We start from the raw sequence: 26,051 nt of genomic DNA on the forward strand, positions 1-26,051 counted from the left end.
AGGTTAAGGAGGATCCGACTAAACGTGCAGCAGGCTTGGCGCTGCCGCGAGCAGAGTACGGGTGTAGTTTTGGGACGGAGAGCCGAGCACCTGAGCGCCCGGTCCATATTCGATGACCTTGCCGCGGTTCATCACGGCGATATCGTCCGAGATGTGGCGTACGGTCTGAATGTCGTGGGAAATGAAAACCATCCCCAAATTAAGCTCGCGCTTGAGGTCCTGGAGAAGATTGAGAATCTGCGCCCGAACCGAAACGTCGAGTGCCGACGTCGGCTCATCGGCAACAATCACCTGAGGCTCTAGTGCGAGAGCGCGAGCAATCGCAACACGCTGGCGTTGCCCGCCTGAGAGTTGAGCTGGAATTGCGTCAAGCACGGATTGCGGCAGACCGACCAAAGAAACCAACTCAGAGACGCGACGCTGACGCGAGCTGTCGTCGCCAATGCCGTGGACCTGCAATGGATCAACCAGCGCATCCCTGACAAGCATTCGCGAATTGAGTGCGGTAGCCGGATCTTGGAACACAACCGACACCACCCGACCAATACGCTTGCGCGTCTTCGCGTCGAACTTCTTGACCTCTTCGCCGCCAAAGAAAATCTGACCCGAACTCGGTGCCAGAAGACCAATCAACACTTTCGCAGCGGTCGATTTTCCTGAACCAGATTCGCCCACTACACCCAAGGTGCGGCCGCGATGAACCGCAAGGGAAATAGTATCGAGTGCACGAAGCGAAACCGGCTTCAGAATGGACGACCGGATACGGAAGTCGACGCAGACGTTGCGCAGTTCAATAAGGGCCTCGCCCTTTTCGGATGCATCCGTGCTCATGCGTTTTGCTCCAAAGGTTGAACCAAGGCGTCATCGGGATGAGCTGCATAAAAATGCTGCATGTTTGGTATTTGGCGGAAGACCCGACGCACACCCGCATTGCGCTCAGGGTCAGATGACCGTGGTGCGAAACGATCGCCTTCCGGGAATTCACGCGGAGAAGGTACTGTGCCCTTCACCTGGTGAAGTCGGGAAGCACCCGCTTCGATGCTGAGAACAGCACCAAGCAAGCCACGGGTGTATTCGTGCACCGGCTGAGTCAGAACCTCACGGGTTTTACCCTGCTCAACCATCTGGCCAGCATACATCACCGAAATGCGGTGGGAGATTTCAGCAACCAAGGCCAGATCGTGAGACACGAAGAGCATTGCAAAGCCGAGTTCTTCGCGCAGACGATTGAGCAGTTCAACCACTTGCTTCTGTACGGTCACGTCGCGTGCCGTAGTCGGTTCGTCGGCGATGACCAGACGCGGATTGCGGGTAAGCGCCATGGCGATAAGTACGCGTTGCCGCTGTCCACCCGAAAGCTCATGCGGATACGAATTGAGGATACGCTGTGGCTCAAGTCCAACCATGGTGAGCAGGTCTTCAGCCGTGCGGGTCCCACCACGCGAGGTGAGCTGGGCCATCTGGCTGCGGATCAACATAGCCGGGTTCAGCGACGACAGCGCGTCCTGATAAATCATGGCGATGCCCTTACCGCGCAGAGCATTGCGCTCCTTCTCGGTCATGGTGAGAAGGTTCTTACCTTCAAACAGAATCTCGCCCGTGATTTTCGCCCTCGGATCAAGAAGACCCATAACCGCAAGCGACGTGATGGACTTGCCGCAACCACTTTCGCCAACGAGCGCAACGGTCTCTCCCGGACGAACCGAGAAGGAGATCTCGTCCACGACGTTGACATTGCCGTGTCTTGGGAAGGCTATCGAAAGGTTCTTAACTTCGAGAAGTGGAGCCTTGCTGTCGTCACCCACGAGGCGATCCGTTCGGGCCAACTCAATGCGTCGGAGTTCGGCAAGACGATCCTCGAGTGGGACGACCGCGTCACCCGCTACCGCCTCATTACCCTGGGCCTTTGGCGCAGTGAGCTGATCGATCGCGGCTGCAACTTGGCTCTGGTTGATCGCTGCGCGAGCACGAGGTGCCGCCATGGCGTCCGTCATGCCTTCGGCAAGAATATTGAGCGCCAAAACTGTAATCGTAATCATCATGCCGGGGAAGAAAGTCGACCACCAGCTGCCGGACATGACGAGCTGACGACCGGCGGCCATCACATTACCCCAACTTGGCTCCGGGTCGGGAACACCAGCCTGAATAAAGGAGAGCGAAGCTTCAAACACAATCGCATCGGCAACAAGGATGGTTGCGAAAACCAACACTGGTGCCAAGCAATTTCGAGCGACGTGTTTGATCAGAATGTGCGGTGTGGAGGCGCCCATAACGCGCACCGCAGCAACATAGTCATCGCTATATTGGCCAATGATATTTGCACGAATGACACGGGTCATCTGCGGCACATAGAGGAAGGCAATGGTGAAGACCAAGACTGGCAGGTTCTGGCCAAACACGGTGACGAATACAACTGCCAGAGCAATGCCCGGGAACGACATGACCATGTCGAGGACTCGCATAAGCGTCTCGGAAACGAGCTTACTAGCGGTTGCAGCAATTGCGCCCAAGACAGAGGCGGCAATGAGCGCAACGAAGGTCGCAGCTATACCGATAATCAGAGAATAGCGGGCGCCATAGGCAAGACGAGAGAAGATATCGCGTCCCTGTCGGTCAGTGCCGAACCAGTGCGTTGCGTCCGGCCCGGCTGGGCCACGTGTTAGCCCGGTGGCGAGCGGATCAAACGGCGAGACAAGCGGCGCAAAAACAGCGCCGAAACCAACGAGCGCCAGCACAAAGAGCGCGATCTTGGACGTCAACGGAAGGTTCTTCAGGCCTACCAGGCTTAAACCCGGAACAGAAAGCTTTTTGGTGGTTTCAGTACGGATCACGTCAGATATCCCGGATGCGCGGATTGACCAGCACGTAAAGCAGATCGACCACGACATTGATCACGATGAAGGCGACCGCCACGGTCAGGGTCACGCCCTGCACCAAGTTTGGTTCATTGTTGCTGACACCATTGAGGATCAGCATGCCCATGCCGTTGATGTTAAAGATGATCTCGATGATGACGGCACCGCCCATAAGATAGCCGATGCGGAGCCCCAAAACGGTGATCGGTGTAATAAGCGCGTTGCGCAGAACATTACGACCGACAACGACATGTCGCGGAATGCCAGCCCCGAGAGCTGTGCGGACGTAGTCCTTGTCGAGCTCTTCAACAACGGCAGTGCGGACAACACGTGACAACTGGCCGACAACAGGCACAGCAAGCGCCACAGAAGGCAGCAACATGCGGAGGAACCAACCGCCGAAATTGTCAAACATGTCTGGCAATCGGCCAGATGTCGGAAGGAGCGAAATCAAACCGACTTTGTGCCCAAGCGCTTGGATAAGAAGAACAGCAAGCCAGAAGCTGGGGGTGGACAGCGACGCAATCGAGAAGACACGGATAAGCTGGTCAGGCCAACGATCGCGATAAATCGCAGCGATCACACCGAGCAATAGCGAGAAGAAGACTGCAATTATCAACCCAAGGAAGGTCAGCTGCAGCGTGATTGGAAAGGCGCGAGCAACTTCGTCAATCACTGGCAACTGGCGCGCAGAGTACGTGCCCAGATCACCCTGGATCATGCCGAAAAGGAAATCGATGTAGCGGGACAATAACGGCTCATCGAGCCCATGCTGCAACCGATAGGCAGCGCGCGCCTCCATCGATGCGCCCTCGCCCAGCGCGGTGATCGCTGGATCTACGCCCGAAAAGGACATGACGAAAAAGACGAGGAAGGTGATCCCTAGGATCATGATCGGCAATTGCAGTAAGCGGCGACCGATCAGATTGAGCACGTTTAGCATTCCGCCTTGGCTCTCTTCTGGGTAAGCGTGACGGGGAAGTAGACCCCGGGATAACCCGAGGTCCGTATTTGCGAATGGCGCAATGTGCGCGACTGGCTATTACTTCTTCACGCCAACATCGAGGAAGGACAGACCAGTGGTTGGAACTGGTGCAAAGCCCTCGAGTTCGTCTGGGTTCCAAGCCGTCGGCAGCTGGCGGTGCAGCAGCGGATAGAGCACGACTTCTTCAGAAAGAAGATCCATGGCTTCGTTCCACTTTGCAGTCTGCTCTTCACCGGACAGCTTCTGTGCGTCGGCAAGCAGCTGAGTCAGCTCGGCGTAGCCTTCGCTTTCAGCCCAACGGTAGCGCGTGGTTGGCCAGATGTTGTCGCCAAACCACCACTGCATCAGAATGTCTGGGTCATTGCCGAACACAGATGGATCACCAGGGGCGATCATGACCTGCATTTCGCCAGCATCGACCTTAACGTACTGACCGCCGGACTGACCGATGTCGAGCGTGGTGTTGATACCAACAGCATCAAGGCTTTCCTTGATGATTGGCGCAACATCCTTCACCCAACCATGATCAGTGCTCATCAGCGTGATATCAAGCGAAGGAACACCCGCTTCAGCGAGAAGCGACTTGGCCTTTTCTTGGTTCAGCGAATAGACCGTCGAAGCTTCGTGGAAGTTCGGGTGCGTTTCTGGAAGGAAGCCCTTAGCAGCGGATGCGTTGTCGAGCATGCCAGTGCCAATGACCTTATCCATGTCGATCGCATACATAAACGCCTGACGAACACGAACATCGTTGAACGGCGCCTTCGTGGTGTCAAACATCGCGAAGAGCAGACCGAACGACTGGGCCTTTTCAAGCTCAGCAGTCGCAGCTACCGCGTCAACGTCGATGTAAGGAACGTCTTCCATCGCCTGAATTGTGCCAGACGACAGAGCATTCACACGCGCAGTAGGATCGGCGATGAGGTTCCAAACCATATCGGCTGCAAGCGCAGGACGATTGCCGGTGTAAGCCTCATTACGTTCAAACACAATTTCCGCTTCCGGCACTGCCGAAATCAGCTTGTAAGGACCCGTACCAGTCGGGAGCTTACCGAACGCTTCCGGATCTGCCTCAACCAGTGCCTTCGGAACGATCTTGATCGAACCGATACGCTCGTTGAAAAGCGAGAATGGGTACTTGTTGGTGAACTTTACAGTCGTTGCATCAACGACTTCCACCTTATCGATGAACGCTACGAATGAGCGGAACAGCGAGTTCGAGTTTGGATCCAGCACACGCTGAGCCGAGAAGACAACGTCTTCTGCAGTGACTGGGGTGCCGTCATGAAAAACAGCGCCCTCACGCAGCTTAACGATGTACTCGAGACCATCAGCACTGGTCGGCATTTCTGCAGCCAGGGCAGCGTAAGGCTGACGGGTGACCGGGTCGAGATCAACCAAGCCTTCCATGGTGTGCCAATTGGCAGCCACAGTGACCGCACCCGACGCATTGAGCGGATCGAAAGTGCCAGAGAGACCGTAAGCGATACCGGCCTGAATGGTGGCATCGAGGTCGATATTATCAGTATTTACCTGCGCAAAGCTGGCCGATGCGCCAAACAGCGACATTGAGGCGAAAGCACCTGCAGCAAGGCAGAGAGCGCGGCGAGAAATCCCTTGAGAACGCGAAGTCACTTATTCCCTCCAGTTGACATCAGACGTCTGACGTCTTCTATCCTAATGTATGGCTGCACGCAAGCCTTGTATCCAAGCGAAATACGCGGAATATCGCGGCACGCTACGGCGAAAATACACGCATGGTAGGAAAATGAGCGAACCGACTGACAGCACCAATAGCCCATTGCGGATGCGCCGCTCGACCACTGCCGAACAGATCAAGCACCTGATTATGCAAAGGGGTTTGCGGCCAGGGGATGCCATCCCGACCGAGGCGGAGCTCTGTAACGATCTTGGGGTTTCCCGCTCATCGGTGCGCGAGGCGATTCGCACTTTGGCCACACTCGACATCGTGGAAGTCAGGCATGGTCATGGCACAGTCGTGGGGAATATGAGCCTGACCCCACTTGTCGAGACACTTGTGTTTCGCGGCGCGCTAACACCCGGCGATGATCTTGAGGCGCTGCGTGAAGTGATCGAACTTCGTCGAGTGCTGGACTTGGCATTCACCGACGCTGTGGTGGACGCTCACAAAGGCAAGGCGAACCCGATCATCGAACGGCTCGTCACGAACATGGTTGAGCGCTCCAATAACAATGAACCCTTTTTGAGTGACGACAGGCTCTTCCACTCTGAAATGCTGTCACCGGTTGGCAATCCGTTGGCCGTTCAACTCGTCGCAGCTTTCTGGGACATCCATACGGCCGTCTTGCCGAAACTTGATCTGGCCCTTCCAGACGACATGCGCCAAACAGCGCAAGCGCATAGCGACCTCTATTGGTCGGCACAACGCGGAGACCATGAAGGCTACCGCCATGCCGTGATCGCTCACTATGATCCACTGGTGCGCATGCTGCAGAAGCAGGCGAAGTCGTAGTACCCTGCCCCAGCTGCGCAAGTGAATGCGTCGCTATCCCGAAGAATAGCGACGCCAAGAGATTTCATACTGCCCGGCATCGAAGGCCAAACGAGCTAGCCGAACGCCAGGCAATCAGATTTTAGGACGCCGCACGCAGGCTTCCCGTACCGCCAGACGCTTGGACTGAACGCGTACCCGCCAGTATCGCCGCCTCGAGGCATACCTCCTTCGGCTGGCCATTCAGCCAAGCGTCGATAAACCCGGCATTAAAGGCATCGCCAGCGCCGGTCGTATCGACCACCTCAACCTTTGCACTGCTGCGGGCGATCACCTCACCTTCGCAGGCCAGCATAGCCCCGTCGCCCCCTAGCTTGAGTGCAACAACGGGGAAATGCGATGCCAGCTTAGCCAGTGCCGCGGCCGGATCTGTATCCCCGGTCAGGGCCTGCGCTTCTTCCAGATTTGGCAAAAACAGATCCACATCTTTTGCACGTTCAAAGAACAATGGATCCTTGATAAGCGTGTCATCCCAACTCGGGTCGAGAGACACGGTCAGTCCCTGCGCCTTCGCCAGAGCGACAGCATCCTGCATTTCGTAAAGCGTTGCATATTCGGCAATATGCAAATGCGCTGCCTGATCCCAGGCGATTGCGGTCTCAAAGGTTTCCGGGCGTGCATAGCCCGCACGACGCGAGAGAAAGGCGCGATCACCGCTATTGACGATAACCACAGTCAACTGCGGACCAGCAGTTTCGTGCCGATCAAGGAACTGCAATTCCAGCCCAAGCGTCTCGATCTCACCACCCAAGGTGCGCGAAAGCGGATCCGTGCCAAAGCGTGCCACGACTGCTGAGGGCCGACCATGCGCTGCAACATGAGCAGCCGTGATCAGCGCACCACCACCTGGGGTTAAAGCGAAATCATCAGCGAAGATTTCGCGCCCCAGTTGCGGCATGCCGTCGAGGCCGCGAAACACCATGTCGCAATATATACGGCCGAGGCTGAGAACAGCCCCGGCTTTGTTCGAAGTCGATGTCATGCGCGGCCAATAGCCTTTTCGGTCACGGCATCAAAGAGATAAAGCGAACCGGGCTCAGCCCGTACTGTCACCGACGCCCCCACAGCAGGCACAACGCGGCCTGGTGCCGTACCGATGACGGTTTTGCCATTCAGGCCAATGTGCACCAGAGTTTCCGAACCAAGCGGCTCAACAGCCTCCACCAGGCCGCTGGCGACAAAACCATTGCCGTCGCTTTCACCGACCACAAGATCATGCGGACGGATGCCAACCAGCACCTTGGCGTCATGGCCGGGAAGGGTAAGCCCGGAAATGGCGGCACCGGCGACGCTGAGGTCCGACGCTGTCAGTTGGCCATCGATCATGTTCATTGAAGGGCTACCGATAAAGCGCGCGGTGAACACATCCTGAGGATTCTCATAAAGCTCGGTCGGCGACCCCACCTGCAGAATATGACCATCACGCATAACCACGATCTTGTCGGCCATGGTCATGGCTTCCACCTGATCGTGCGTTACGTAAACAATGGTGGTGCCAAGGCGCTGATGTAGCGCTTTGATTTCCATGCGCATCTGCGAACGCAGCTGCGCGTCAAGGTTCGAGAGCGGCTCGTCGAAAAGGAACGCAACGGGGTCGCGTACCATCGCGCGACCGATAGCGACGCGCTGACGCTGACCGCCAGAGAGAGCTGCAGGACGGCGATCGAGCAGATGGGACAGGCCCAAGAGTTTGCCAGTTTCTTCGATGCGCTGCTGCTTCTCAGCCTTCGAGAGCTTTGAGGTATAAAGCCCAAAACCGATGTTCTGGCCCACCGTCATATGCGGGTAAATCGCATAGTTCTGGAACACCATAGCGATGTTACGCTGCTTTGGTTCGCGCTGGTTCACGACCTCATTACCGATCAGCAGCTTGCCGCCGGAAATGTCTTCCAAGCCTGCGATCATGCGCAGTGTCGTTGATTTGCCGCACCCCGATGGACCGACAAAGACAACGAACTCGCCGTCTTCGATCTTAAGGTCAATACCGTGAACGGCTTGGGTTTTGCCGTAAGCCTTGATCAAGCCCTGAAGTTCGATACTGGCCATCAGACTGCTCCCTTTAATGCGTTGAATCGCTCATTGAGCGTGCGCGCGGCGTCAGCCTGTCGGCGCAAGAATGTTTCGTGTTTTGCAGCAAGTTCTGCTGCTTTGGTTTTGTAGCCAGCAATGGCCGCGTTCAGCGGCTCAGGTGCCGGACCGCCGTAGCGTGTCCGCACAGCGACGAAATATTCAGGCGAGACGATTTCAGCGAAGCTGGCTTCGTTCAGTGCCGTTTCGCGCTGGGTTGCGTACAAGAAGGCCTCCCGGAATGAAGCGTAGCCGTCCTTGGCCAAATCGCCCTTTTGGGCGACAACCGACTTGGCCACTGCCGCCGCAATCTCGTGTCCCTCGCGGAACGACAAGCCCTCGCGCCGAACTAGGCTGTCCGCCAGTTCGGTGATGGTGATGCAGGAGCGCGAGATGTTTTCGCGCACACGATCAGGGTTGATGCGGATTTGTGCAACCAGAGCGGCCAACAGGTCGAGCACGCGATAGGCACTGGCGAAAGCGCCATAGCCCATCGACTGCGTTTCCCCTTCGCTGTCGTTCATATCGGTGAACGGGGTGTTGTGCACCACGGTCAGCATGGCATGAGCGCGACCAACGGTCTGGCTCGAAAGATGACGCAAGTGCTCAATCGGCACCGGATTGCGCTTCTGCGGCATGATCGAGGAGATTTGCACGAGGCTATTTGGCACATAGATCTGCCCGACCTCAAAGCTCGTCCACACTTGGAAGTCTTGAATGACACGACCAAGATGGAGGAACATCAGTTCAATGGCTGAGTAGGTCGAGGTGATGTAATCCACGCCCGCAATGCAGGAATAAGAATTCTGCAAAGGCTCTGAAAAGCCCAAAAGGTCGGCAACGCGGTGACGATCAATCGGGAACCCCGAGGTCGTGATCGCAGCCGCACCCATCGGCGAGTAATCGAGAATGCGGTATGCTTCGAACAGCCGCTCGATGTCACGACCAACAAACTCTACGACTGCAGAAAGGTAGTGACCAAAGGTGGTTGGCTGCGCTGGCTGGCCATGAGTATAGGCGACTATCAGCGTCGCCCTTTCCCGTTCAGCCGCATCAATGAGCGCTGCATGCAGCGCCAGTGCCTTCTCGAGCAACACGTTCAACCGCTCGCGGATACCCAGCTTGAACAAAGTATGATCGATATCGTTGCGCGAACGGGAGGTGTGCAAACGCCCACCAAGGTCCGGGCCAACGCGCTTTTTCAATTCGCGTTCGATCAGGAAGAAGAAGTCTTCTACCTCACCGGTGTAAACAAGGGACGATGGCTCAATTTCGGCATCAATGCTCTCGAGCGCTTTAGCAATGTCGCTTCCCTGCTCTTCGGTGAGAATGCCGGTTTCAACCAGCATCACCAAATGCGCACGGTCGATGGCGCGAAAACCTTCGACGTGGTGATCCTTCGCCCCATCAAAGAGGGGGCGAAGAACGGTTTCTATGTAAACTGGGTCCGGAAAGACCGAGGTGTCGGTGAGACGTGGATCGGTCATGGCCTTAGCCCTTCAGACCGGCCAGCATAACACCGCGAACGATGTAGCGCTGGAGAGCAAGGAAGACGAGCAGCGTCGGAATTGTGCCGATCGCCGCGCCAGTCATAATCAACTCCCACTGGATCGCAGCTTCCGCCGAGAACGAAGAGATACCCACAGGCAGTGTGTAGAGCTCCTTGGAGGTCGTCACGATCAGCGGCCAGAAGAAGGCAGTCCAGTTGCCGAGGAAGGAGAAGATGGCCAGAGCCGAGATGGCAGGAACCACCATCGGCATCGCGATCTTCCACCAGATGGTGAATTCGTTCAGCCCATCAACGCGCGCCGCCTCGAGGAAGTCGTTCGGCACGCCTTCAAAGAACTGCTTCATCAAGAAGGTGCCAAATGCCGTCATCAGGCCTGGGAACATGATGCCCCAATACGAGTTCAACCAACCCAGCTGGCTCGACATCAAATACCACGGGATCACCAACATTTCGGTCGGGATCATCAAGGTCGACAGGATAGCGAGGAAGATGAAGTAGCGGCCACGGAATTGGAATTTCGCCAGCGTGTAGCCGACAAGACTGTCGAAGAAGACGTTCGACGCGGTCACCACGACAGCAATGAAAGTCGAGTTGATGAACCACTGCAGGAAGCGACCATCCTGCAGAACCTTGAGATAATTCTCAAAGGTCGGTGCAGATGGGATCAGCTTCAAGTCATAGACCTGACCCGACGTCTTGAGCGAGGTCGAGAACATGAACAGCAATGGCGTGATCATGATCAGCCCACCGATGAACAGCAGCGTCCATGCAATGTAACGACCGGGACGAATATCGCGGCGGTTGGCCGCCAATTCAGAGGAAACGGTTGTAGCGGTCATTTCTTTTCCCTCAGCACATAGAGCTGGAGCAGAGAGACGATGAGCAGGATGGTGAACAGCACCACTGTCTGCGCAGCGGCATAGCCCATCTGGTAGGACGAGAACGCGGTCTGATAGATCATCAACACAAGTGGCTTAGTCGAGTTCAGCGGGCCACCCGGATCATTGGTGGTCATGTTGTAGACCTGGTCAAAGATGCGGAGGAAACCGATGGACGAAAAGACGACGAGGAACACGGTTGTCGGCTTCAGCAGCGGAATGGTGATCTTGCGCAAAATAGCGCCATCGCCCAAGCCGTCGATGCGCGCGGCCTCATAAAAGGTCGATGGAATAGCGCGCAAACCAGCCATGAAAATGATGATCTGGAAGCCCAATCCTGCCCAAATTGCTGGAATGAGAATTGAAAACAGCGCTTGATCGACCGAACGCAGGAATGGCTGCTGCGGGATCCCAACACTGCTCAGAACGGAGTTAATCACGCCGATTGGAACCGGCTGATAGAACCAACGCCATACCCAACCCATAGCCGCAGCCGTGGTTAGGAAGGGCAGGAAATAGAGCGCACGGATGAAACCATGCATGAAGCGGACGCGGTCGAGGTAGTAGGCGATCAAGAAGGAGATCACCAAACTCAGTGGCGTACCGATGATGAGATAGAGGAAGGTGTTGTTGAACACTTTCCAGAAAGCTGGATCTGCGAACATTTTTTGATAGTTCGCAAAGCCGATAAACTTGGCCGGACGCAAGAGGTCCCAATTGGTCAGCGATAGCCAAAACGCCTGAAACGTTGGATAAAATCGAATGCCTGCGTAGAAGGCGATCGGGATGATGAGAAACACCCAAGCCCAGATCACACGCTTTTGGCCGATAGTCAGTCGGTCCCAAAGCCGTACCGGTCCTGACTGTGGAAGTGCGTTCGTTGACGCCATGTTTGCTCCTTGTGGGGCACCCGGGCGCTAGAGCCACAGATCCACACCGCCTGACGAACCACCCCGATCACAAGGACCGGGATGGAACGAATTTTTGGAGATAATCGCGAGCTCTAAGCCCGGCGATTAGCGGTTGTCGTTGATGATCGCCTGCTCTGCTGCAGCAGCAGCAGCAACGGAGTCGGCTGGCGACTGACCTTCGAGCAGAATACGATTAACCGCATCGATCGCTGTCGTACGCTGACCAGCTTCGTCGTAGAAGCGAGTGGTGTGAGCGTATTCAAGGCCCTTCAAGAACGGCGCGCGGATTGGGTCAGCAAGATTGGCTTCGGTCAGTGCAGCGTCGCGACGCGCTGGCAGTTCGCCAACCGTTTCCAGCCAGACGTTCATCGCCTCTTCCGAGGAAATGTACTGCAGGAACTTCTGCGCAGCTTCGAGCTCTTCACCCTGAGCAGTCGCGCCGATGCCGTTAGCAAAGTAGGACGAGTAGTTCGAACGCATACCGTTTGCATCGGCTGGCAGCTCGACAACACCCCATTCAAATGGGTTGGCGGCGAACGCACCGAGACGGAACGTACCGTCGATGGTCATAGCAGCAAGGCCTGCACGGAATGCTGCCTGACCTTCATCCATGAACCCAACCAGGCCAACCTTCTGCTCGGTCTGGAGGTCCGTATAGAACTTCATCGCGGCTGCACCAGCTTCGTCGTTATAAGCGACGTTGCCTTCTGCATCATATGGGACGCCGCCGAACTGACGAACGAGCACTTCGCGCCACCAATGGTGATCCTGCCCTGCCATATCGAGCGTGATACCAGCGGACGTGATGTTGCCACTACCATCGACCTTTGTGGTGGCCTTAGCGGCAGCGACGAGATCTTCCAGATTGTTTGGAGGCTCGATACCAGCTTCAGCGAAGTGCGCCTTGTTGTAGAACAGTGCAAGCGAACGCACTGCCGTCGGCAGACCATAATAGTCTTCGCCACGCTTCATCGCAGAAACGATTGGGAAAAATTCTGATTCAATCTCGTCGTGCGGGAACACAGCCGGATCAAGTGGCTGAATGAGGCCACCGTTCACGAACTGATCGGTCCAACCGTAGAAGAGCTGCACAACATCCGGACCCTGCCCTGCAACCTTAGCAGCGACAACGCGCGTCTGGTAATCGGCATAAGGGAAGGTTGTCTGCTTGACGGTAATGCCTGGGTTAGCCGCCTCGAAATTCTCGATCAGCTTGTCCATAGCCTGAACACGGCTATCGAACACATACTGCCAGTATTCGATTTCAACGGCCTGGGCGGAGCCGAGTGCCAACATGCTGATGCCAGCGGCGAGGCCGGCCATTTTTGCTTTGAGAAGCATTGGTATATATCCTCCATACGACCGTCGGCCTAAGCGACAGCTCTCCATGTGACCTGAAAGTCCCCTTCCAAGCTTGCCTTCAACGTCCCCCAGAATCCAAGCGATTGTCAATAACATAATCTACTTGAGTTATTGTTTTGACATTCGACTTTTGGTGCTATGAGTTGAGCGCATCCTTCGGAGATCACTCGTGACTAGCCGCAGCAAAAAACCCGTACCGCCTATGGTCGCTATCGGCTCCAACCCAGAACGTAACCGCGCGCACAATCGCCGCGTCGTCCTTGAAGTGATCAGATTACACGGTCATTTGGGCCGCACTGAAATTGCCCGCCACGCCAAAATCACCGCCCAAGCGGTGACCAATATCGTTGAAGAGCTGCTCGCCGAGGGGATGCTGATAGAATTGGGACGGCTTCGCTCTGGGCGTGGTCAGCCCCCGATCCAATTTGCAGTCAATCCCGACGGCCCACTCACCGCAGGCGTCGAAATCGCCGCCGACCATATGGTGTGCGTTCTTCTCGATCTCTCTGGTCGCGTGCGTGCGCAGTCGATCAGTCGACTTGAGGATACCGGCCCGGCGGTCGTGCCAAAACTTGTCGCAGATGAAGTGGCCCGTCTTCAAACCGAACTCTCCGTAACACCGCCCCCCAAACTTTTGGGCATCGGCGTGGTAATGCCCGGACCGTTTGAAATTGAGGGTATGAGTTCTGTCGGTCCGGCGACCCTCCCAGGCTGGACTGGCCACGACCCAAGAAAACTCTTCTCCCAAGCCACTGGTCACGATGTAGTTGTCGAAAACGACGCGACCGCCGCTGTCGTAGGCGAGCGCCTCTATGGCGCCGGTCGCCAGCTTACCAATTTCTGTTACCTCTATTTCGGCGTTGGCCTTGGGCTCGGCGTCATACACGATGGCCGCCCTTTGCGTGGTGCATTTGGCAATGCTGGCGAAATCGGTCACATCGGCCTAGTGCCGCGCAATGGCGCAGGCAAGGCAGGCCCGGCTGGCGCACTCGAGCGGTTCGTATCCGTTTTCGCTCTGCGTGAGCGTTTGGCCATGGCGGGCATCTATGCCAAAACCGTGGAAGATATCGAGCGCCTGCACGAGGCGCAAAATCCAACTCTGCTCGATTGGATTGAGACCGCTGCGGACTATCTCGCGCCCACCGTGGCCCTACTCGAAAACATTTTCGACCCCGAAACCATTATCTTTGGCGGCGGTCTACCTGACGCCGTACTGGAAGCAGTTATTTCAACAATTAATCCCCTGCCCGTTACTGTGGCCACACGTGACAAACGCGTCTTGCCGCGCGTTCTAGGCGGGCAGACTGGCCAACTAACAGCCGCCCTCGGTGCTGCAGCATTGCCATTGCTCGACACCGTCTCCCCACACCTCAGCCTTTCCGATCCTGCAAACTGACCCATCTTCGACGCAAGGACTAGTCGATCATGCTTTCTTCCCGCGACCGTCTTCATAACCGAGCAAAAACGCCACGCTTCGTCGCGCTCTACCGTGCCCTCACGCGGCTCAAGTCCACTGTGACCGTTATGAACACAGGCGCCCATCCGGACGATGAGCACAACTCAATGCTCGCCTCCTTGCGACATGAACACGGCGCACGCATTGTTGTCGCCTGCTCGACACGTGGCGAAGGCGGTCAGAACACGCTCGGTCCCGAGCGTTGGGGAGCCCTGGGTGTTGTCCGCAGCCGCGAACTTGAAGAGGCCGCCCGCGTTATCGATGCCGACGTTGCTTGGCTCGGTCACGGCCCGAATGACCCCGTTCACGACTTCGGTTTTTCCAAATCCGGCCCAGATACACTCGCCCGTTGGGGCACGGAACGCACAATCGATCGACTTGTTCGCGCCTATCGCGAATTCCGCCCTGACATCGTCATTCCAACCTTCCTCGACGTTCCGGGCCAGCACGGTCACCACCGTGCCATGACTGAAGCAGCCGAAACCGCGCTCGCTCTGTCAGCCGATCCGACTTATGAGATCGCCGGCCTCACCCCATGGAAGGTCAGCAAATATTATCTCCCCGCATGGTCCGGCGGCGGCGACTATTATGACGACGAAGTTCCTCCACCTCCCGCAACCACGACGATTGTTGCGGGCGCATTCGACCCAGTCATCGGCTTGAGCTTTGCTCGTCTCGGCGAAGTCTCGCGCGCTTATCACGCCACCCAGAATATGGGCGACTGGCGCTATGACGCTTCACGTTGGGACCTCCATCTCGTTGGTGGGGCTGCCGAAATCAGTGTCTTTGACGCCCTTCCGGCAAAACTGTCTGATCTTGGGTCACAGACTGAATTGGCACGCGCTGACGCGGCTATTGCCAGCGCCATTGCGGCATTCCCAAAATCGAATGAAGTTTTAAGCGCACTGATTGAGGCCAAGCAGGCACTCAGTAGTATCGACGCAATCGCTGAACGACACGCGCACCGCATCACCCGAAAAATTGTCGAACTCGACGCAGCAATCGTACTGGCCGCTGGTCTGGACCTGACTGCGTCCGTATCCTCCCGTGAGGTCCTCCCCGGATCGAGTGTAACGATCACTGTCGAAAGTGCACATCCACTGGACGGCACTGTCACCGTGGCACCCGTCGCGCCAAAAGGTTTTGCCTCCGGCGTTCCTGTCAATTTTAGCGCCCGCACGGCCATCCTGACTGTCGAGGCCGATCCGCATGCAGACGTCGGCAATCCCTATTACCCAAATTGGTTCAGCCTAGGCGGCAACGGCGCGCTCTGGCTCGAAGTCGAAACCGAGGTCAGCGGGACCAAAGTTCGCTTTGCACTCGATACAGAAGAAGCCGTCCAAATCGCCCCAGCGAAAAGTGCCGCAATCACGCCCGAGGCACTCATTCTAGCGCTTCCCGCACAGGGCCAGCACAGCTTTACTGTGAAAAGCACCGGCGCTCCATCGTCTGTATCAGTTGAGAATATCCCGCCTGGCCTAAGCGTCAAATCTGCGGGCGATGCGCTGCAGCTCATAGCAACTCCTGACCTCACTCCCGGTAAATACCACCTGCCACTAAGCGTTGACGGACTTTCGGCTCACGTCGTCACCCCTATTGCCTACGAGCATATCGGCACATCGCGCTATGTCCGCCCGCTCACTCTCGACATATTGGCGCTCGATCTGAAAGTGCCTGACACCACGGTAGGCATCATCAACGGCGGGGCCGACAATGTCAGCTTCTGGCTTAAGCGCATGGGCGCCAATATCATGGACCTCGACGCTGAAGCACTCGCGGGCGACCTATCGGTCTATGACACTATCATCGTCGGCCTCTTTGCTTTCGGCACGCGCCCAGACTTAGAAGCGGTAACCAACAAGCTACACACTTTTGTCGAAAACGGCGGGCACTTGGTCACCCTCTACCATCGCCCGACGGACGGCTGGGATAAGCAAACTACCCCCCCTCGCCCGCTCACGATCGGCGCGCCTTCGCTTCGCTGGCGCGTCAACAATCCATCAAGCACAGTCGAAATCCTTCAGCCCAACCATGCGCTCTTTGTTGGCCCCAATACCATCACCCGCGCCGACTTTGACGGCTGGGATAAAGAGCGCGGGCTCTATTTCGTCTCTCACTGGGATAAAGCTTATGAGCCGCTACTCAGTATGAACGATGTCGGCGAAAATCCGCTCTTTGGCTCTCTCGTCTCGGGGAGGGTCGGCAAGGGGCGCCATACCCACACGAGCCTCGTGCTGCACCACCAGCTCGATAAGCTGGTTCCGGGCGCCTTCCGCATCATGGCAAACCTCTTGCAACGAGCCTAAAATGGCCCAAACGCGTGCGCTGCCCCTTGGGCTAGCGTGGCTTCTCTCCGACATGGTGCTGGTCACTGTTATGACCGTCCTCGTCAAAATGAGCGGGGCCAGTTACCCATCGGTGCAGATTGTTTTTATTCGCTCGCTCATCGGTCTCGTGAGCGTGCTGCCTCTGGCATGGAAACACCGCACTGCGCTCAAAAGCACCAAGCGACTGGGACAACACAGTTTTCGGGTATTGTGCAATACGCTTGCCCTTAACTGCAATTTCGCAGCGCTGACGGCACTGCCTTTGGCGCTCGTGAACGCCATCGGCTTTACCAGACCACTCGTCACTCTGGCGCTGGCCAGCTGGCTCCTTCAAGAACGCTCGGGGCCGTGGCGTTGGATAGGAACTGGGGTCGGTTTTTTTGGCGTGCTCATCATGATTGGCCCCAATCAAGTCGAATGGAACCTAGGCCTACTAGCCGCTCTTGGCACTGTTGTGTTCGGTTCGCTATCCACGGTGCAAACCCGTGCGCTGGCAGGAGAGAACACAACCACATTGATGGTCTTTTATACCGTTGGGCTGACTGTATTCACATCCGCCCCAGCGATCATCATGTGGGAGCCGGTGCGCCTTGGCGATTGGCCAGTCCTGATAGCTATCGGCGCACTCGCGCAAGTTGGACAATATTGCTTTCTCCGCGCCTATCAGAGCTCCCCAGCCAATCAACTGGCGCCCTTCCACTATCTTTCCATTATAGCCGCAACCGCCGCAGGGTTCCTTGCCTTTGGTGAGTTACCATCCGCGTCAACCGCTATTGGCATCGCCATTATCCTATCGGCGCTTTACATCACCAATCATCTCGACAAACGACAATCGGCACGCCGCACCGCGCCCTAAGCTCGCGCTCGACCCTCGAGGCCCGCCCTTTCCGAGGATGGACCCTGATAATAGAAATACCGAGCTTGAGGTGTCTTAAACAAAGCTCAGAGCCCTGGAGACTGAGGTCCGCGAGATCGTGTCGAGACGGCCCGCTCGCGCCCGAGCAAAATACTAACGTGCCAGCAAATCCCGACAAGGCTCGAACTAGTCAACGCAACAATTTCAATGAAAGAAAAAGTGGCGCGAGAGACGGGGCTCGAACCCGCGACCTCCGGCGTGACAGGCCGGCGCTCTAACCAACTGAGCTACTCCCGCAGCGCTTGCGAACTCTCGTTCGGCGCAACGTGAAACTCATCTACTGCACTATTCGAACAATGGAAAGGTGCATGCTAAAATATATTGAAATCACTGTGCCTTAGACGTGGAAAACTCTGTCAAAGGCCTGCCCCTGATATCCAGCTGGATGAGCGCAGTACTAGCTCGGAGCAACCTCCAAGCGCGCGAGCAGAGAAGCGGCGTGATTGAGGCTTGCCCCGCTCGATACCAGCATGGTGGGCAGTGTGAGCCATTCCAGAGCCCACGCAACGCCTGAACGTTCATTCTCATGGATCATCGCAAGATTGAGTGTGCCCGAATGCCCCGCAACCTGCTTGGCTAAGGTCACCAAAGCTTCGGCAGTTACGGGATTGGATTTGTGGGCCATCGCAGACGACGATCCGCCGCCAGTTAGGCGGACAGCGCCGATTTCATTTTGCGCAAGGAGGGCCACATCCATGCCGATCTTCCCTAAAATGCCCGTTATTTGAACGAGGATATTGCCGAGGCCAACGATCTGATCGCGCTGACTGTGCCACGGCTCTGCGAGACCGAGGTCCAGCATTGCCGCCATGTGCCGAGCAATAGTATAGCCATGCCCTTCAAAACTGGCTCGATCACCCACTGGGCCACCCAATTGGATCACCAAAAGCGACTGTCGCAACGGCCGCAGGCCTTTCAAAATGCGCGCGAGCGGTTCACTCCAAGTGGCGAGTTTGGCGCTCCATGTGGACGCTAGGGCAATTTGCATACGCGTATGCGCCAGGTAAGGCCTGTTTCCGAATTCAGCCTTCATCTCGCCTAGTCTGGTCAGAAGCAGAGAGATCCGCTCCTCATAAATGGCAATCACCTTCGCCAATTGCAACATAAGTGCGGTGTCGACAGCATCTTGGCTCGTCGCGCCCTTGTGCAGATACACAGCGGCAGACGGCGAAAGCCGAGGCTTGAGCTGCCTAATCAGTGCGGGAATGGGTACGCCATCGCGGGCCATGCCGAGTTTGAGGTCGTTCCAATCCACCGAGAACTGTGCGAGCGCTGTTTCAATTTCTTGCGCTGCGGCTTCAGGAATGAAGCCGGAAATGGCGCTAGCTTTCGCCAATGCGACTTCAAACGCCAAATAACCGCTGACGAGCGCTTCGTTACTGAGCAGCGCCTCGATTACCGGGTCACTGGCAAAGGCCGACAGCAGGTTATTCATAGCCAGTGACCCAAAAATCAGATGTCAAAGAACACGGTTTCACCTTCGCCTTGCAGGCGAATGTCAAAATGATACGCGAGCGTGCCATCTGCGTCATCTCGCTTTGCAACAAGAGTTGCCCGACGGCGTAGGTCCATAATTTTCTTTAGGACATAGTCTGCAGCATTGGCTTCTGCCTCGTCGTCAAAATAGACACGGGTCTGCAGACCAATATTGACGCCACGCGCCACGATCCACACGCTGATATGCGGAGCCATGAGAGTGCCATCCGGCGCCTTTACGCGACCGGGCTTAACCGTGTCGAAAAGAAACGATCCGTCCTCCTGGGTAGGCTGTCTACCCCATCCGGTAAACAACGGTGGGGAGTCTCCTTGCTGGGGAAAGTTGCCTTCGGCATCAGCTTGCCAAATTTCGAGCACAGCATCGGACACTGGCGCTCCGGATCCATCGATAACCCGACCGCGTAAAGCAATGCGCGGGCCGTTATAGCCCTCACCCAACATAGTCTTGCCGGTGTCTTCGGCGATAACGCCGGTAATGCCACAGAAGTTGGGCGTCATGCCGATGTGGACATATGGGCCGGCGGTCTGCGAGGGGGATTCTTTCAAAACAGGGATTGGGTGCAGCATCAGTTCCCCTCCAACTTGTTTTCGAACATGGTGGAGCGGCGGCCTCTCAAGACAATATCGAAACGATAGGCCAAGGCGTCCATCGGCGTCGTATTCATTCTGTCCAATCGGGCGATCAACTGATCAATCGCGCTCTTGTCAGGAATCGTGCCCACAATCGGGCACTGCCAGATCATCGGATCGCCCTCAAAATACATCTGAGTGATGAGCCGCTGCGCGAAGGCATGGCCAAACACCGAGAAGTGGATATGTGCCGGGCGCCAGTCATTGCCGGTATTGGGCCAAGGGTATGCACCGGGCTTGATTGTGCGGAAACTATAGAAGCCATTCTGGTCCGTAATAGCGCGGCCAAACCCGCCAAAATTGGGATCAAGAGCGGCGAGATAGCCTTCCTTCTTGTGACGATAGCGCCCGCCGGCATTGGCCTGCCAGAACTCAACCAGAGTGTTCGGAACCGCGCGCGCGTTCTCGTCCAACACCTGACCATAGACGATCATGCGCTGACCAATGGCTTCATTCCCATCCTTAGTAAAGTTGCGGATGAGGTCATTATCCAGCGCACCGATTGGCTCATGACCGAAAGTCGGACCAGTCATCTCCGACTTGGTTGGCCCCAAAGCGATGAGGCTGTGCTGAGGGGAGCGAAAGGTGGAACTCTTGTACCCCGGTGTCGCCGCTGGCGGATGCCAGTCGCGATCTCGCTGAAACAATACCCCGTCATCTCCGGGTAAGATTATACCGCTCATCTGTCCTCCCCCTGGACCTTTTTGAGTTCTTCTTTAGCCAAGCGAAACGCTGCGTTCGCCGCCGGAACTCCTGAGTAGATTGCAACATGCATCAGAACTTGCGCCAAGTCCTCTTGCGTGGCGCCTGTATTGGCTGTTGCGCGTACATGCATGGCGAATTCTTCTTCGCGGCCCAATGCCGCGAGGATTGCCAAGGTGATCAAAGAGCGTTCACGTGGCGTCAAATCAGGGTTGGACCAAACCGTGCCCCACGCGGTTTCGGTGATAAAAGTCTGAAAATCCCGATCCAGATCGGAAATTCGAGCTGTTGCCGCATCCACATGCTTGTCGCCCAAAATGGCGCGACGCGTTTTCATACCTTGCTCGAATGGTGCTGAGTTAGGCATGACCATGCCCTTCCAAAAAAGATTGAATATGACGAGACAGTTGGCCCGGCGTCTCTAGGCTCGGAAGATGCCCCACGTGTTCAAGCAGAATATAGCTGGCGTCCGCGATGCGATCGGCACTTGCTTTTACCAGCACAGGCGGGGTTGCCTGATCGTCAGAACCCGCGAAAACAAGTGTCGGCACTGAGATATGATCAAGGGCCGATGTCAGATCAGCGTCCCTTAATGTTGCGCAGGTTGCAGCATAACCTTGCGCGCTGTTCTGCAAGAACTGCCGACGCCAAACACTCCAAGCTGCAGTATTATCTCGCTCAAATCGAGGGCTGAACCAGCGCGTCATGATTGCATCAGCGATTGGCTCCACCCCATAAGCCAATACGGTCTCCATCCGCTCATTCCAGAAGGCATCGGTGCCGATCTTTGCCGCGGTGTTGCAGAGGATGAGCGCATCAACCCTTTGAGCGCAGCGCTGCACCACGCCTTGCGAGATAAGCCCACCAATCGACACGCCGCACAGAGCAAAGCGGTCGAAACCAACATGGTCAACCAGCGCCAGCAAATCGTCGACCTGATCGTTAAGAGTATATGGTCCGCGCGGCACCGCGCTCAAACCATGACCTCTGAGATCATAACTCAAAACACGATAGCGCTGAGCAAGATGGGAGATCACATCATCCCAAATTCGGCAATCGGTGCCGAGCGAGTTGACCAAGACCAGCGCTGGACCGAGCTTTGGACCACAGAGGCGATAGTACAGCGCGCCTGAATATCGTTCTAAGAAAGCCATACCGTCCCCCGACCCTGAGATTAGAGAGAAACACGCGCGAAGGTAAAATGATAACTTCAGCCCTAAATATAACCCTCAAATTATTTGACGAGCGAGCGAAACGCAGCGATCCTCAATAAACACCCGCCTTTTATAACTAGGAGGACAGTTTGAGCGGCCGCTTGGTAGACCCACGGATAAAAATTCGCCACCTAGTCTGCTTCCTCGAAGTGGTCCGCCTTCGCTCGATTGTCGGGGCTGCTGAGGCTCTGAACATAAGTCAGCCGGCGGTTACGAAAACCGTTCAGGACCTCGAAGAGATTTTGGGCGAAGCACTCTTTGATCGCAGTAAACGTCGGCTTGCGCTGACAGGATTAGGTGAAGTCTTCTATCGCTACACCTCGACCAGCATGTCAGCGCTCCGGCAAGGGATCGACGCCACGCGCCGCTCATCCCAGGCGACGACTTTGCGGGTGGGCGCCCTACCCTCAGTATCCGCGCGCATTTTGCCCAAAGCCGTTCAGCAATTCGCCCAAGCCGTGCCCGATGTCGTGACCCGCATCATTACCGGTCCGAATGGACACTTGCTCTCGCTTCTGCGTACCGGCGATGTGGATTTTGTCATCGGCCGCATGGCGGATCCGGCTGATATGCTCGGCCTCTCCTTCGAGCATCTCTACTCTGAGTGCGCCGTCGCGGTCGTGCGCAAAGATCACGAGCTGCTCGCCCGTGACCACCTCGATTTGTCTGCCGTGGCGGACTACGAAGTCCTATTGCCGCCGCCAGACGCTTTGATCTATCCGTTGGTGTCGCGGCTGTTTTTGGCACACAATGTCATCGATCATAAGCGCCGGGTCGAAACCGTATCAGATGCATTTGCGCGCGCCTATGTGCGCAGCACTGACGCAATCTGGTTTATATCCGAAGGTGTCGTTGCCAACGATCTGGCTGAACATCAACTCGTCAAACTCCCCTTCGATTTGAGTGAAACAGTCGGGCCCTTAGGGTTCACCACCCGCACCGATGTCGATCCGACGATCGATGTCACGACGCTGATGAACATGGTGCGCGAGCGCGCTGAGGAGATTCGAATGCCTCCTAACGCCGAATGATGTTTTGCCGATCCGCCCGCACTTGCAGTGGAGACTTCCCCAAATGTCGCGTCACGAACCGCGCGAAATAGGCCGGATCATCAAACCCGAGTTCGGACGCCACAAGTTTGACGGACAGATCTGAAAACATGAGATAGCGCCGTGCCTCCGTCGCCAGTCGTCGATTGATCACTGATTGCGCGGAACCGCCAAGCATGGCGTGGCAGACCCTGTTGAGGTGGGTATGACTGACCCCCAGCTGTTGGGCCAAAACCGAGACACTGCGTGAGCTGCGATAGGTTTGCTCGACCATTCCTCGAAATCGATCGAAGAGAAGCTGATTGCGTTGCAATGGGTTATCGGACTGGATGGACGCTGCTGAAGCACGCTCAATCGCAGCGAATAGCAGCGTTAGAAGCGCGTTTTGTACGAGTTCATGCTTCGCACCCGGACTGCGCAGTTCACTAAGCACCTGATCGACCAATGAGCGCGCGTCAACCACCCCGTGAATGACCAAAGCCTGGTCAAAAGCGAAGCCTAAGGCGCGAATATCAGTTTCGAAAAGCGTGAGGACAAGTCCGTCCACATCCTCCGAAAACCAATATTCGTGCACGACCATTGTCGGGATCAGCACCAGATCACCAGAGTGCAACGAGACTTGAACGCCGTCCAACACCGCCGTCGCCGTGCCACCATCGATCACCAAGACCTGCAGCAATTGCTCATGGCGATGCTTATCGATGTGGAAGCCATGTAGCCGGCTGCGGGCTTGGATAGTCTCCCAATGCAGCAACTCGTGCGGGTCGGTCAGCTCACCATAAAGCGTGTAAGTCGGAATATGCGACATGTTCAGATCGTCCAGCTTTTTGTCGCTCTGATCCATTCACCTGACCATATTTGGAGCGCATCCTGCAAGCGAGGGGGATCGTTCTATGCGTACGCAGGTCGTTATTATCGGCGCCGGCCCAGCTGGCCTCATGCTCGGGCGCCTTTTAGACATAGTGGGCATTGCCAATATTATTCTGGAGCGCAAGACCGCTGATTATGTTTTGGGGAGAATCCGGGCTGGCGTGCTGGAGCAGAGTTCTGTCGATCTGCTCAAGACAGTCGGGGCGGCCGACCGCCTACAAAGAGAGGGCATAGTCCATCACGGCACCACGCTCAGCTACGGCGAAACCCACCATCGCATCGACTTCACCGCGCTCGTCGGACGACATGTGACTGTTTACGGTCAGACCGAAATCACACGCGATCTCATGGCACTACGTCCGCGAGAAACGACAATCTATGAAGCGGAAGACGTTGAACTTCACGATCTAGATGACACCCCAAGTGTCTCGTGGACAGAACACGGCGTGCGCAAGACAGTGGAGTGCGACTTCATCGCGGGCTGCGATGGCTATCACGGCGTAAGCCGAGCAAGTGTGCCGCCGAAAGCGCTCAACGTTTATGAGAAGGTCTACCCCTTTGGCTGGCTGGGCCTACTCTCTGATACGCCCCCTGTCGCGCATGAATTGATCTACGCGCACCACCACCAAGGCTTTGCCCTGTGCTCACAGCGCTCGCCAACCCGGAGTCGCTATTATGTCCAAGTCGACGCCTCGGAAGATGTATCGAATTGGAGCGACGATCGCTTCTGGGATGAACTGCGTTCGCGCCTCTCTCCAGAAATCGCCGAACAGGTGGTCACTGGCGCCTCACTGGAGAAGTCGATCGCGCAGCTGCGCAGTTTTGTTGTAGAGCCGCTGCGTTTCGGCAAGCTGTTTTTGGCCGGCGACGCAGCCCATATCGTGCCACCCACAGGGGCGAAGGGCCTCAACCTCGCCATGTCCGATGTGGCTCTGTTGGCGGAAGCTCTGACGGAGGCACTTATCGGAAAATCCACGGCAGGCCTCGACCACTATTCACCCCGCGCACTCGCCCATATCTGGAAGGCAGAACGTTTTAGTTGGTGGATGACAAACCTGCTCCATGTCTTCCCACAGCACACCGCGTTTGAGCAGAACATGCAGCGGGCGGAGTTCGACTATCTCATTAGCTCCACTCATGCTCAACGCTCGCTCGCTGAGAACTATACAGGCTTAAGATCTTAGAGTTTCTCATAGAAAAGCCCCGCCAACACGGGCGGGGCTTCATAGTTCATTGCGGCAGATTATTTGCCTTCAGCAGCGATATACGCGCGGGCCTTTTCCACCAGCGCGGGGCCATCAACGCCGATGGCCTCCATTTCCTTGTACCAATCCGCGTAGGTTGGCTCAGCTGCGGCCACCCACTGGGCGGTTTGCTCAGCATCGATCTGAACGATATTGTTGCCAGCCTTGACCGCAAGAGAAAGACCGGTGGCATCGCCATTGTCCATCACACGACCGAACTGGCGGGACAGTTCAAGACCGCTGTGCTCATCGATGATCGCCTTCAAATCATCGGGGAGGTTGTTGTAGCTGTCATGGTTCATGAACATGCCAAATGTCTGGCTGTAGAGACCATAGTCACTGGTAAAACCGGTGTGGTTTTTGACCAGCTCGGCGATGCGCAGCGATGGCGTCACTTCCCACGGAACCGTGGTCGCTTCGATCACGCCTTTGGAAAGAGCTTCTGGAGTCTGCGTTACCGGCATGCCGACCGGCTCCGCCCCCAAGAGACGCAACATGTTGGAGATAATACGCGATCCGCCGCGGACCTTCATACCCTTCAAATCTTCCAACGAAGTGATCGGATCGTTGGAGTGGAACAGGCCAGGACCATGGGTGTGCAGCGCCAGAACATGGGTATCGGCGATTTCGTCGGCAGCATTCTCCATCACGTATTTATAGAACGCAGCAGAAGACGCTTCACCTGACGTCAGCATGAACGGCAGCTCGAAGACTTCGGCTTTGGGGAAACGGCCTGGTGTGTAGCCCAGAATAGTCCAGATGATGTCGACGACGCCGTCCTTAGCCTGATCGTACAAGTCGGCAGGAACGCCACCCAACTGCATGGCAGGATAGAGTTCAAAAGCGATACGGCCGCCCGAGGCCTCGCTCACAATCTTGGTCCAAGGTTCGATTGCTTGCGCAGGGATCGTTGCCTGCGCCGGGAGCATCTGGTGAATGCGCAGTGTCACTTCCTGAGCAAAGCTCGTGGATGACATGGCCAGCGCCGCAAGTGCGCCCAGAAGCAGAGTGGTCTTTTTCATAATCTTCCTCCCTTTAAAAGGCCGAG

At 56.3% G+C, this 26,051-nt stretch carries 23 protein-coding genes and 1 tRNA gene; 6 read left to right on the top strand and 18 right to left on the bottom strand.

Translation table 11 applies throughout. The features are described 5' to 3' along the window. Nucleotides 1-18: 18 nt before the first annotated feature. The 4 genes from HKD40_RS01705 to HKD40_RS01720 form a co-directional block, all read right to left on the bottom strand. The gene (locus tag HKD40_RS01705; RefSeq protein WP_169193987.1) at nt 19-831 is read right to left on the bottom strand and encodes a dipeptide/oligopeptide/nickel ABC transporter ATP-binding protein; all 813 of its coding nucleotides are present in this window, start codon (nt 829-831) and stop codon (nt 19-21) included. Further along, nucleotides 828-2,831 (bottom strand): dipeptide/oligopeptide/nickel ABC transporter permease/ATP-binding protein, encoded by a 2,004-nt coding sequence (locus HKD40_RS01710; RefSeq protein WP_210256990.1) that lies wholly within the window; start codon nt 2,829-2,831, stop codon nt 828-830. Before HKD40_RS01710 ends, HKD40_RS01705 begins: the two co-directional genes overlap by 4 nt. Before the next feature lies 1 nt (nt 2,832). After that, nucleotides 2,833-3,798, bottom strand: coding sequence for an ABC transporter permease (locus HKD40_RS01715; protein WP_169193989.1), 966 nt, complete (start codon nt 3,796-3,798; stop codon nt 2,833-2,835). Between the two features lie 99 nt (nt 3,799-3,897). Beyond that, nucleotides 3,898-5,472: an ABC transporter substrate-binding protein gene (locus HKD40_RS01720; protein WP_199368485.1), complete on the bottom strand. Its 1,575-nt coding sequence runs from the start codon at nt 5,470-5,472 to the stop codon at nt 3,898-3,900. A gap of 133 nt (nt 5,473-5,605) precedes the next feature. On the opposite strand from HKD40_RS01720, the gene HKD40_RS01725 reads away from it, so the two are divergent. Then, nucleotides 5,606-6,331: a GntR family transcriptional regulator gene (locus HKD40_RS01725; RefSeq protein ID WP_199368487.1), complete on the top strand. Its 726-nt coding sequence runs from the start codon at nt 5,606-5,608 to the stop codon at nt 6,329-6,331. A 121-nt stretch (nt 6,332-6,452) separates the two neighbouring features. On the opposite strand, the gene HKD40_RS01730 is transcribed toward HKD40_RS01725, so the two are convergent. The 6 genes from HKD40_RS01730 to HKD40_RS01755 form a co-directional block, all read right to left on the bottom strand. After that, nucleotides 6,453-7,352: a sugar kinase gene (locus tag HKD40_RS01730; RefSeq protein WP_169193990.1), complete on the bottom strand. Its 900-nt coding sequence runs from the start codon at nt 7,350-7,352 to the stop codon at nt 6,453-6,455. Beyond that, nucleotides 7,349-8,416 (bottom strand): sn-glycerol-3-phosphate ABC transporter ATP-binding protein UgpC, encoded by a 1,068-nt coding sequence (ugpC, locus tag HKD40_RS01735; protein WP_169193991.1) that lies wholly within the window; start codon nt 8,414-8,416, stop codon nt 7,349-7,351. Before ugpC ends, HKD40_RS01730 begins: the two co-directional genes overlap by 4 nt. Beyond that, nucleotides 8,416-9,924 (bottom strand): argininosuccinate lyase, encoded by a 1,509-nt coding sequence (gene argH / locus HKD40_RS01740; RefSeq protein ID WP_169193992.1) that lies wholly within the window; start codon nt 9,922-9,924, stop codon nt 8,416-8,418. The genes ugpC and argH overlap by 1 nt, the downstream gene beginning before the upstream one ends. 4 nt (nt 9,925-9,928) lie before the next feature. Then, the gene (locus HKD40_RS01745) at nt 9,929-10,786 is read right to left on the bottom strand and encodes a carbohydrate ABC transporter permease (protein ID WP_169193993.1); all 858 of its coding nucleotides are present in this window, start codon (nt 10,784-10,786) and stop codon (nt 9,929-9,931) included. Then, on the bottom strand, nt 10,783-11,715 hold the full coding sequence (locus HKD40_RS01750; protein ID WP_169193994.1) for a sugar ABC transporter permease: 933 nt from the start codon (nt 11,713-11,715) through the stop codon (nt 10,783-10,785). The genes HKD40_RS01745 and HKD40_RS01750 overlap by 4 nt, the downstream gene beginning before the upstream one ends. A 126-nt stretch (nt 11,716-11,841) precedes the next feature. Next, nucleotides 11,842-13,077, bottom strand: coding sequence for an extracellular solute-binding protein (locus HKD40_RS01755; protein ID WP_169193995.1), 1,236 nt, complete (start codon nt 13,075-13,077; stop codon nt 11,842-11,844). A 223-nt stretch (nt 13,078-13,300) separates the two neighbouring features. On the opposite strand from HKD40_RS01755, the gene HKD40_RS01760 reads away from it, so the two are divergent. Genes HKD40_RS01760 through HKD40_RS01770 form a run of 3 tightly spaced genes read left to right on the top strand, consistent with a single transcriptional unit; the run spans nt 13,301 to nt 17,737 of the window. Next, nucleotides 13,301-14,494 carry an ROK family protein gene (locus HKD40_RS01760; protein WP_169194183.1) on the top strand — a complete coding sequence of 398 codons (1,194 nt, stop codon included), beginning with the start codon at nt 13,301-13,303 and terminating at the stop codon, nt 14,492-14,494. Between the two features lie 29 nt (nt 14,495-14,523). Continuing rightward, nucleotides 14,524-16,860: a PIG-L family deacetylase gene (locus HKD40_RS01765; protein WP_169193996.1), complete on the top strand. Its 2,337-nt coding sequence runs from the start codon at nt 14,524-14,526 to the stop codon at nt 16,858-16,860. Nucleotide 16,861: 1 nt separating this feature from the next. After that, nucleotides 16,862-17,737 carry a DMT family transporter gene (locus HKD40_RS01770; protein WP_169193997.1) on the top strand — a complete coding sequence of 292 codons (876 nt, stop codon included), beginning with the start codon at nt 16,862-16,864 and terminating at the stop codon, nt 17,735-17,737. Between the two features lie 220 nt (nt 17,738-17,957). On the opposite strand, the gene HKD40_RS01775 is transcribed toward HKD40_RS01770, so the two are convergent. The 6 genes from HKD40_RS01775 to pcaD all read right to left on the bottom strand — a co-directional run bounded on the left by HKD40_RS01775 (nt 17,958) and on the right by pcaD (nt 21,780). Beyond that, nucleotides 17,958-18,034, bottom strand: a tRNA-Asp gene (locus HKD40_RS01775). A 160-nt stretch (nt 18,035-18,194) separates the two neighbouring features. Further along, entirely contained in the window at nt 18,195-19,232 is a 1,038-nt protein-coding gene (locus HKD40_RS01780) for a 3-carboxy-cis,cis-muconate cycloisomerase (RefSeq protein WP_169193998.1), read from the bottom strand. Between the two features lie 17 nt (nt 19,233-19,249). Further along, the gene (gene pcaG, locus HKD40_RS01785; RefSeq protein WP_169193999.1) at nt 19,250-19,861 is read right to left on the bottom strand and encodes a protocatechuate 3,4-dioxygenase subunit alpha; all 612 of its coding nucleotides are present in this window, start codon (nt 19,859-19,861) and stop codon (nt 19,250-19,252) included. After that, nucleotides 19,861-20,607, bottom strand: coding sequence for a protocatechuate 3,4-dioxygenase subunit beta (gene pcaH, locus HKD40_RS01790; RefSeq protein WP_169194000.1), 747 nt, complete (start codon nt 20,605-20,607; stop codon nt 19,861-19,863). The genes pcaG and pcaH overlap by 1 nt, the downstream gene beginning before the upstream one ends. Beyond that, nucleotides 20,604-20,999, bottom strand: coding sequence for a 4-carboxymuconolactone decarboxylase (gene pcaC, locus HKD40_RS01795; RefSeq protein WP_169194001.1), 396 nt, complete (start codon nt 20,997-20,999; stop codon nt 20,604-20,606). The genes pcaH and pcaC overlap by 4 nt, the downstream gene beginning before the upstream one ends. Continuing rightward, entirely contained in the window at nt 20,986-21,780 is a 795-nt protein-coding gene (pcaD, locus tag HKD40_RS01800; protein ID WP_169194002.1) for a 3-oxoadipate enol-lactonase, read from the bottom strand. Before pcaD ends, pcaC begins: the two co-directional genes overlap by 14 nt. A gap of 149 nt (nt 21,781-21,929) precedes the next feature. On the opposite strand from pcaD, the gene pcaQ reads away from it, so the two are divergent. Then, a complete protein-coding gene (gene pcaQ, locus HKD40_RS01805) occupies nt 21,930-22,871 on the top strand; it encodes a pca operon transcription factor PcaQ (RefSeq protein WP_169194003.1) in 942 nt (313 codons plus the stop codon). Here the strand turns inward: pcaQ and HKD40_RS01810 are convergent. Beyond that, a complete protein-coding gene (locus HKD40_RS01810) occupies nt 22,858-23,733 on the bottom strand; it encodes a helix-turn-helix domain-containing protein (RefSeq protein ID WP_169194004.1) in 876 nt (291 codons plus the stop codon). The genes pcaQ and HKD40_RS01810 overlap by 14 nt on opposite strands. Nucleotides 23,734-23,782: 49 nt before the next feature. On the opposite strand from HKD40_RS01810, the gene pobA reads away from it, so the two are divergent. Beyond that, nucleotides 23,783-24,943, top strand: coding sequence for a 4-hydroxybenzoate 3-monooxygenase (gene pobA / locus HKD40_RS01815; protein ID WP_169194005.1), 1,161 nt, complete (start codon nt 23,783-23,785; stop codon nt 24,941-24,943). A gap of 59 nt (nt 24,944-25,002) precedes the next feature. Here pobA and HKD40_RS01820 read toward each other — a convergent pair whose 3' ends face one another. After that, nucleotides 25,003-26,025, bottom strand: a complete 1,023-nt coding sequence (locus HKD40_RS01820; protein WP_169194006.1) for a TRAP transporter substrate-binding protein — start codon at nt 26,023-26,025, stop codon at nt 25,003-25,005. Between the last annotated feature and the right edge of the window lie 26 nt (nt 26,026-26,051).

The sequence above is a fragment of the Devosia sp. MC1541 genome (assembly GCF_012847305.1).
In the GTDB taxonomy this organism is placed as follows: Bacteria; Pseudomonadota; Alphaproteobacteria; order Rhizobiales; family Devosiaceae; genus Devosia.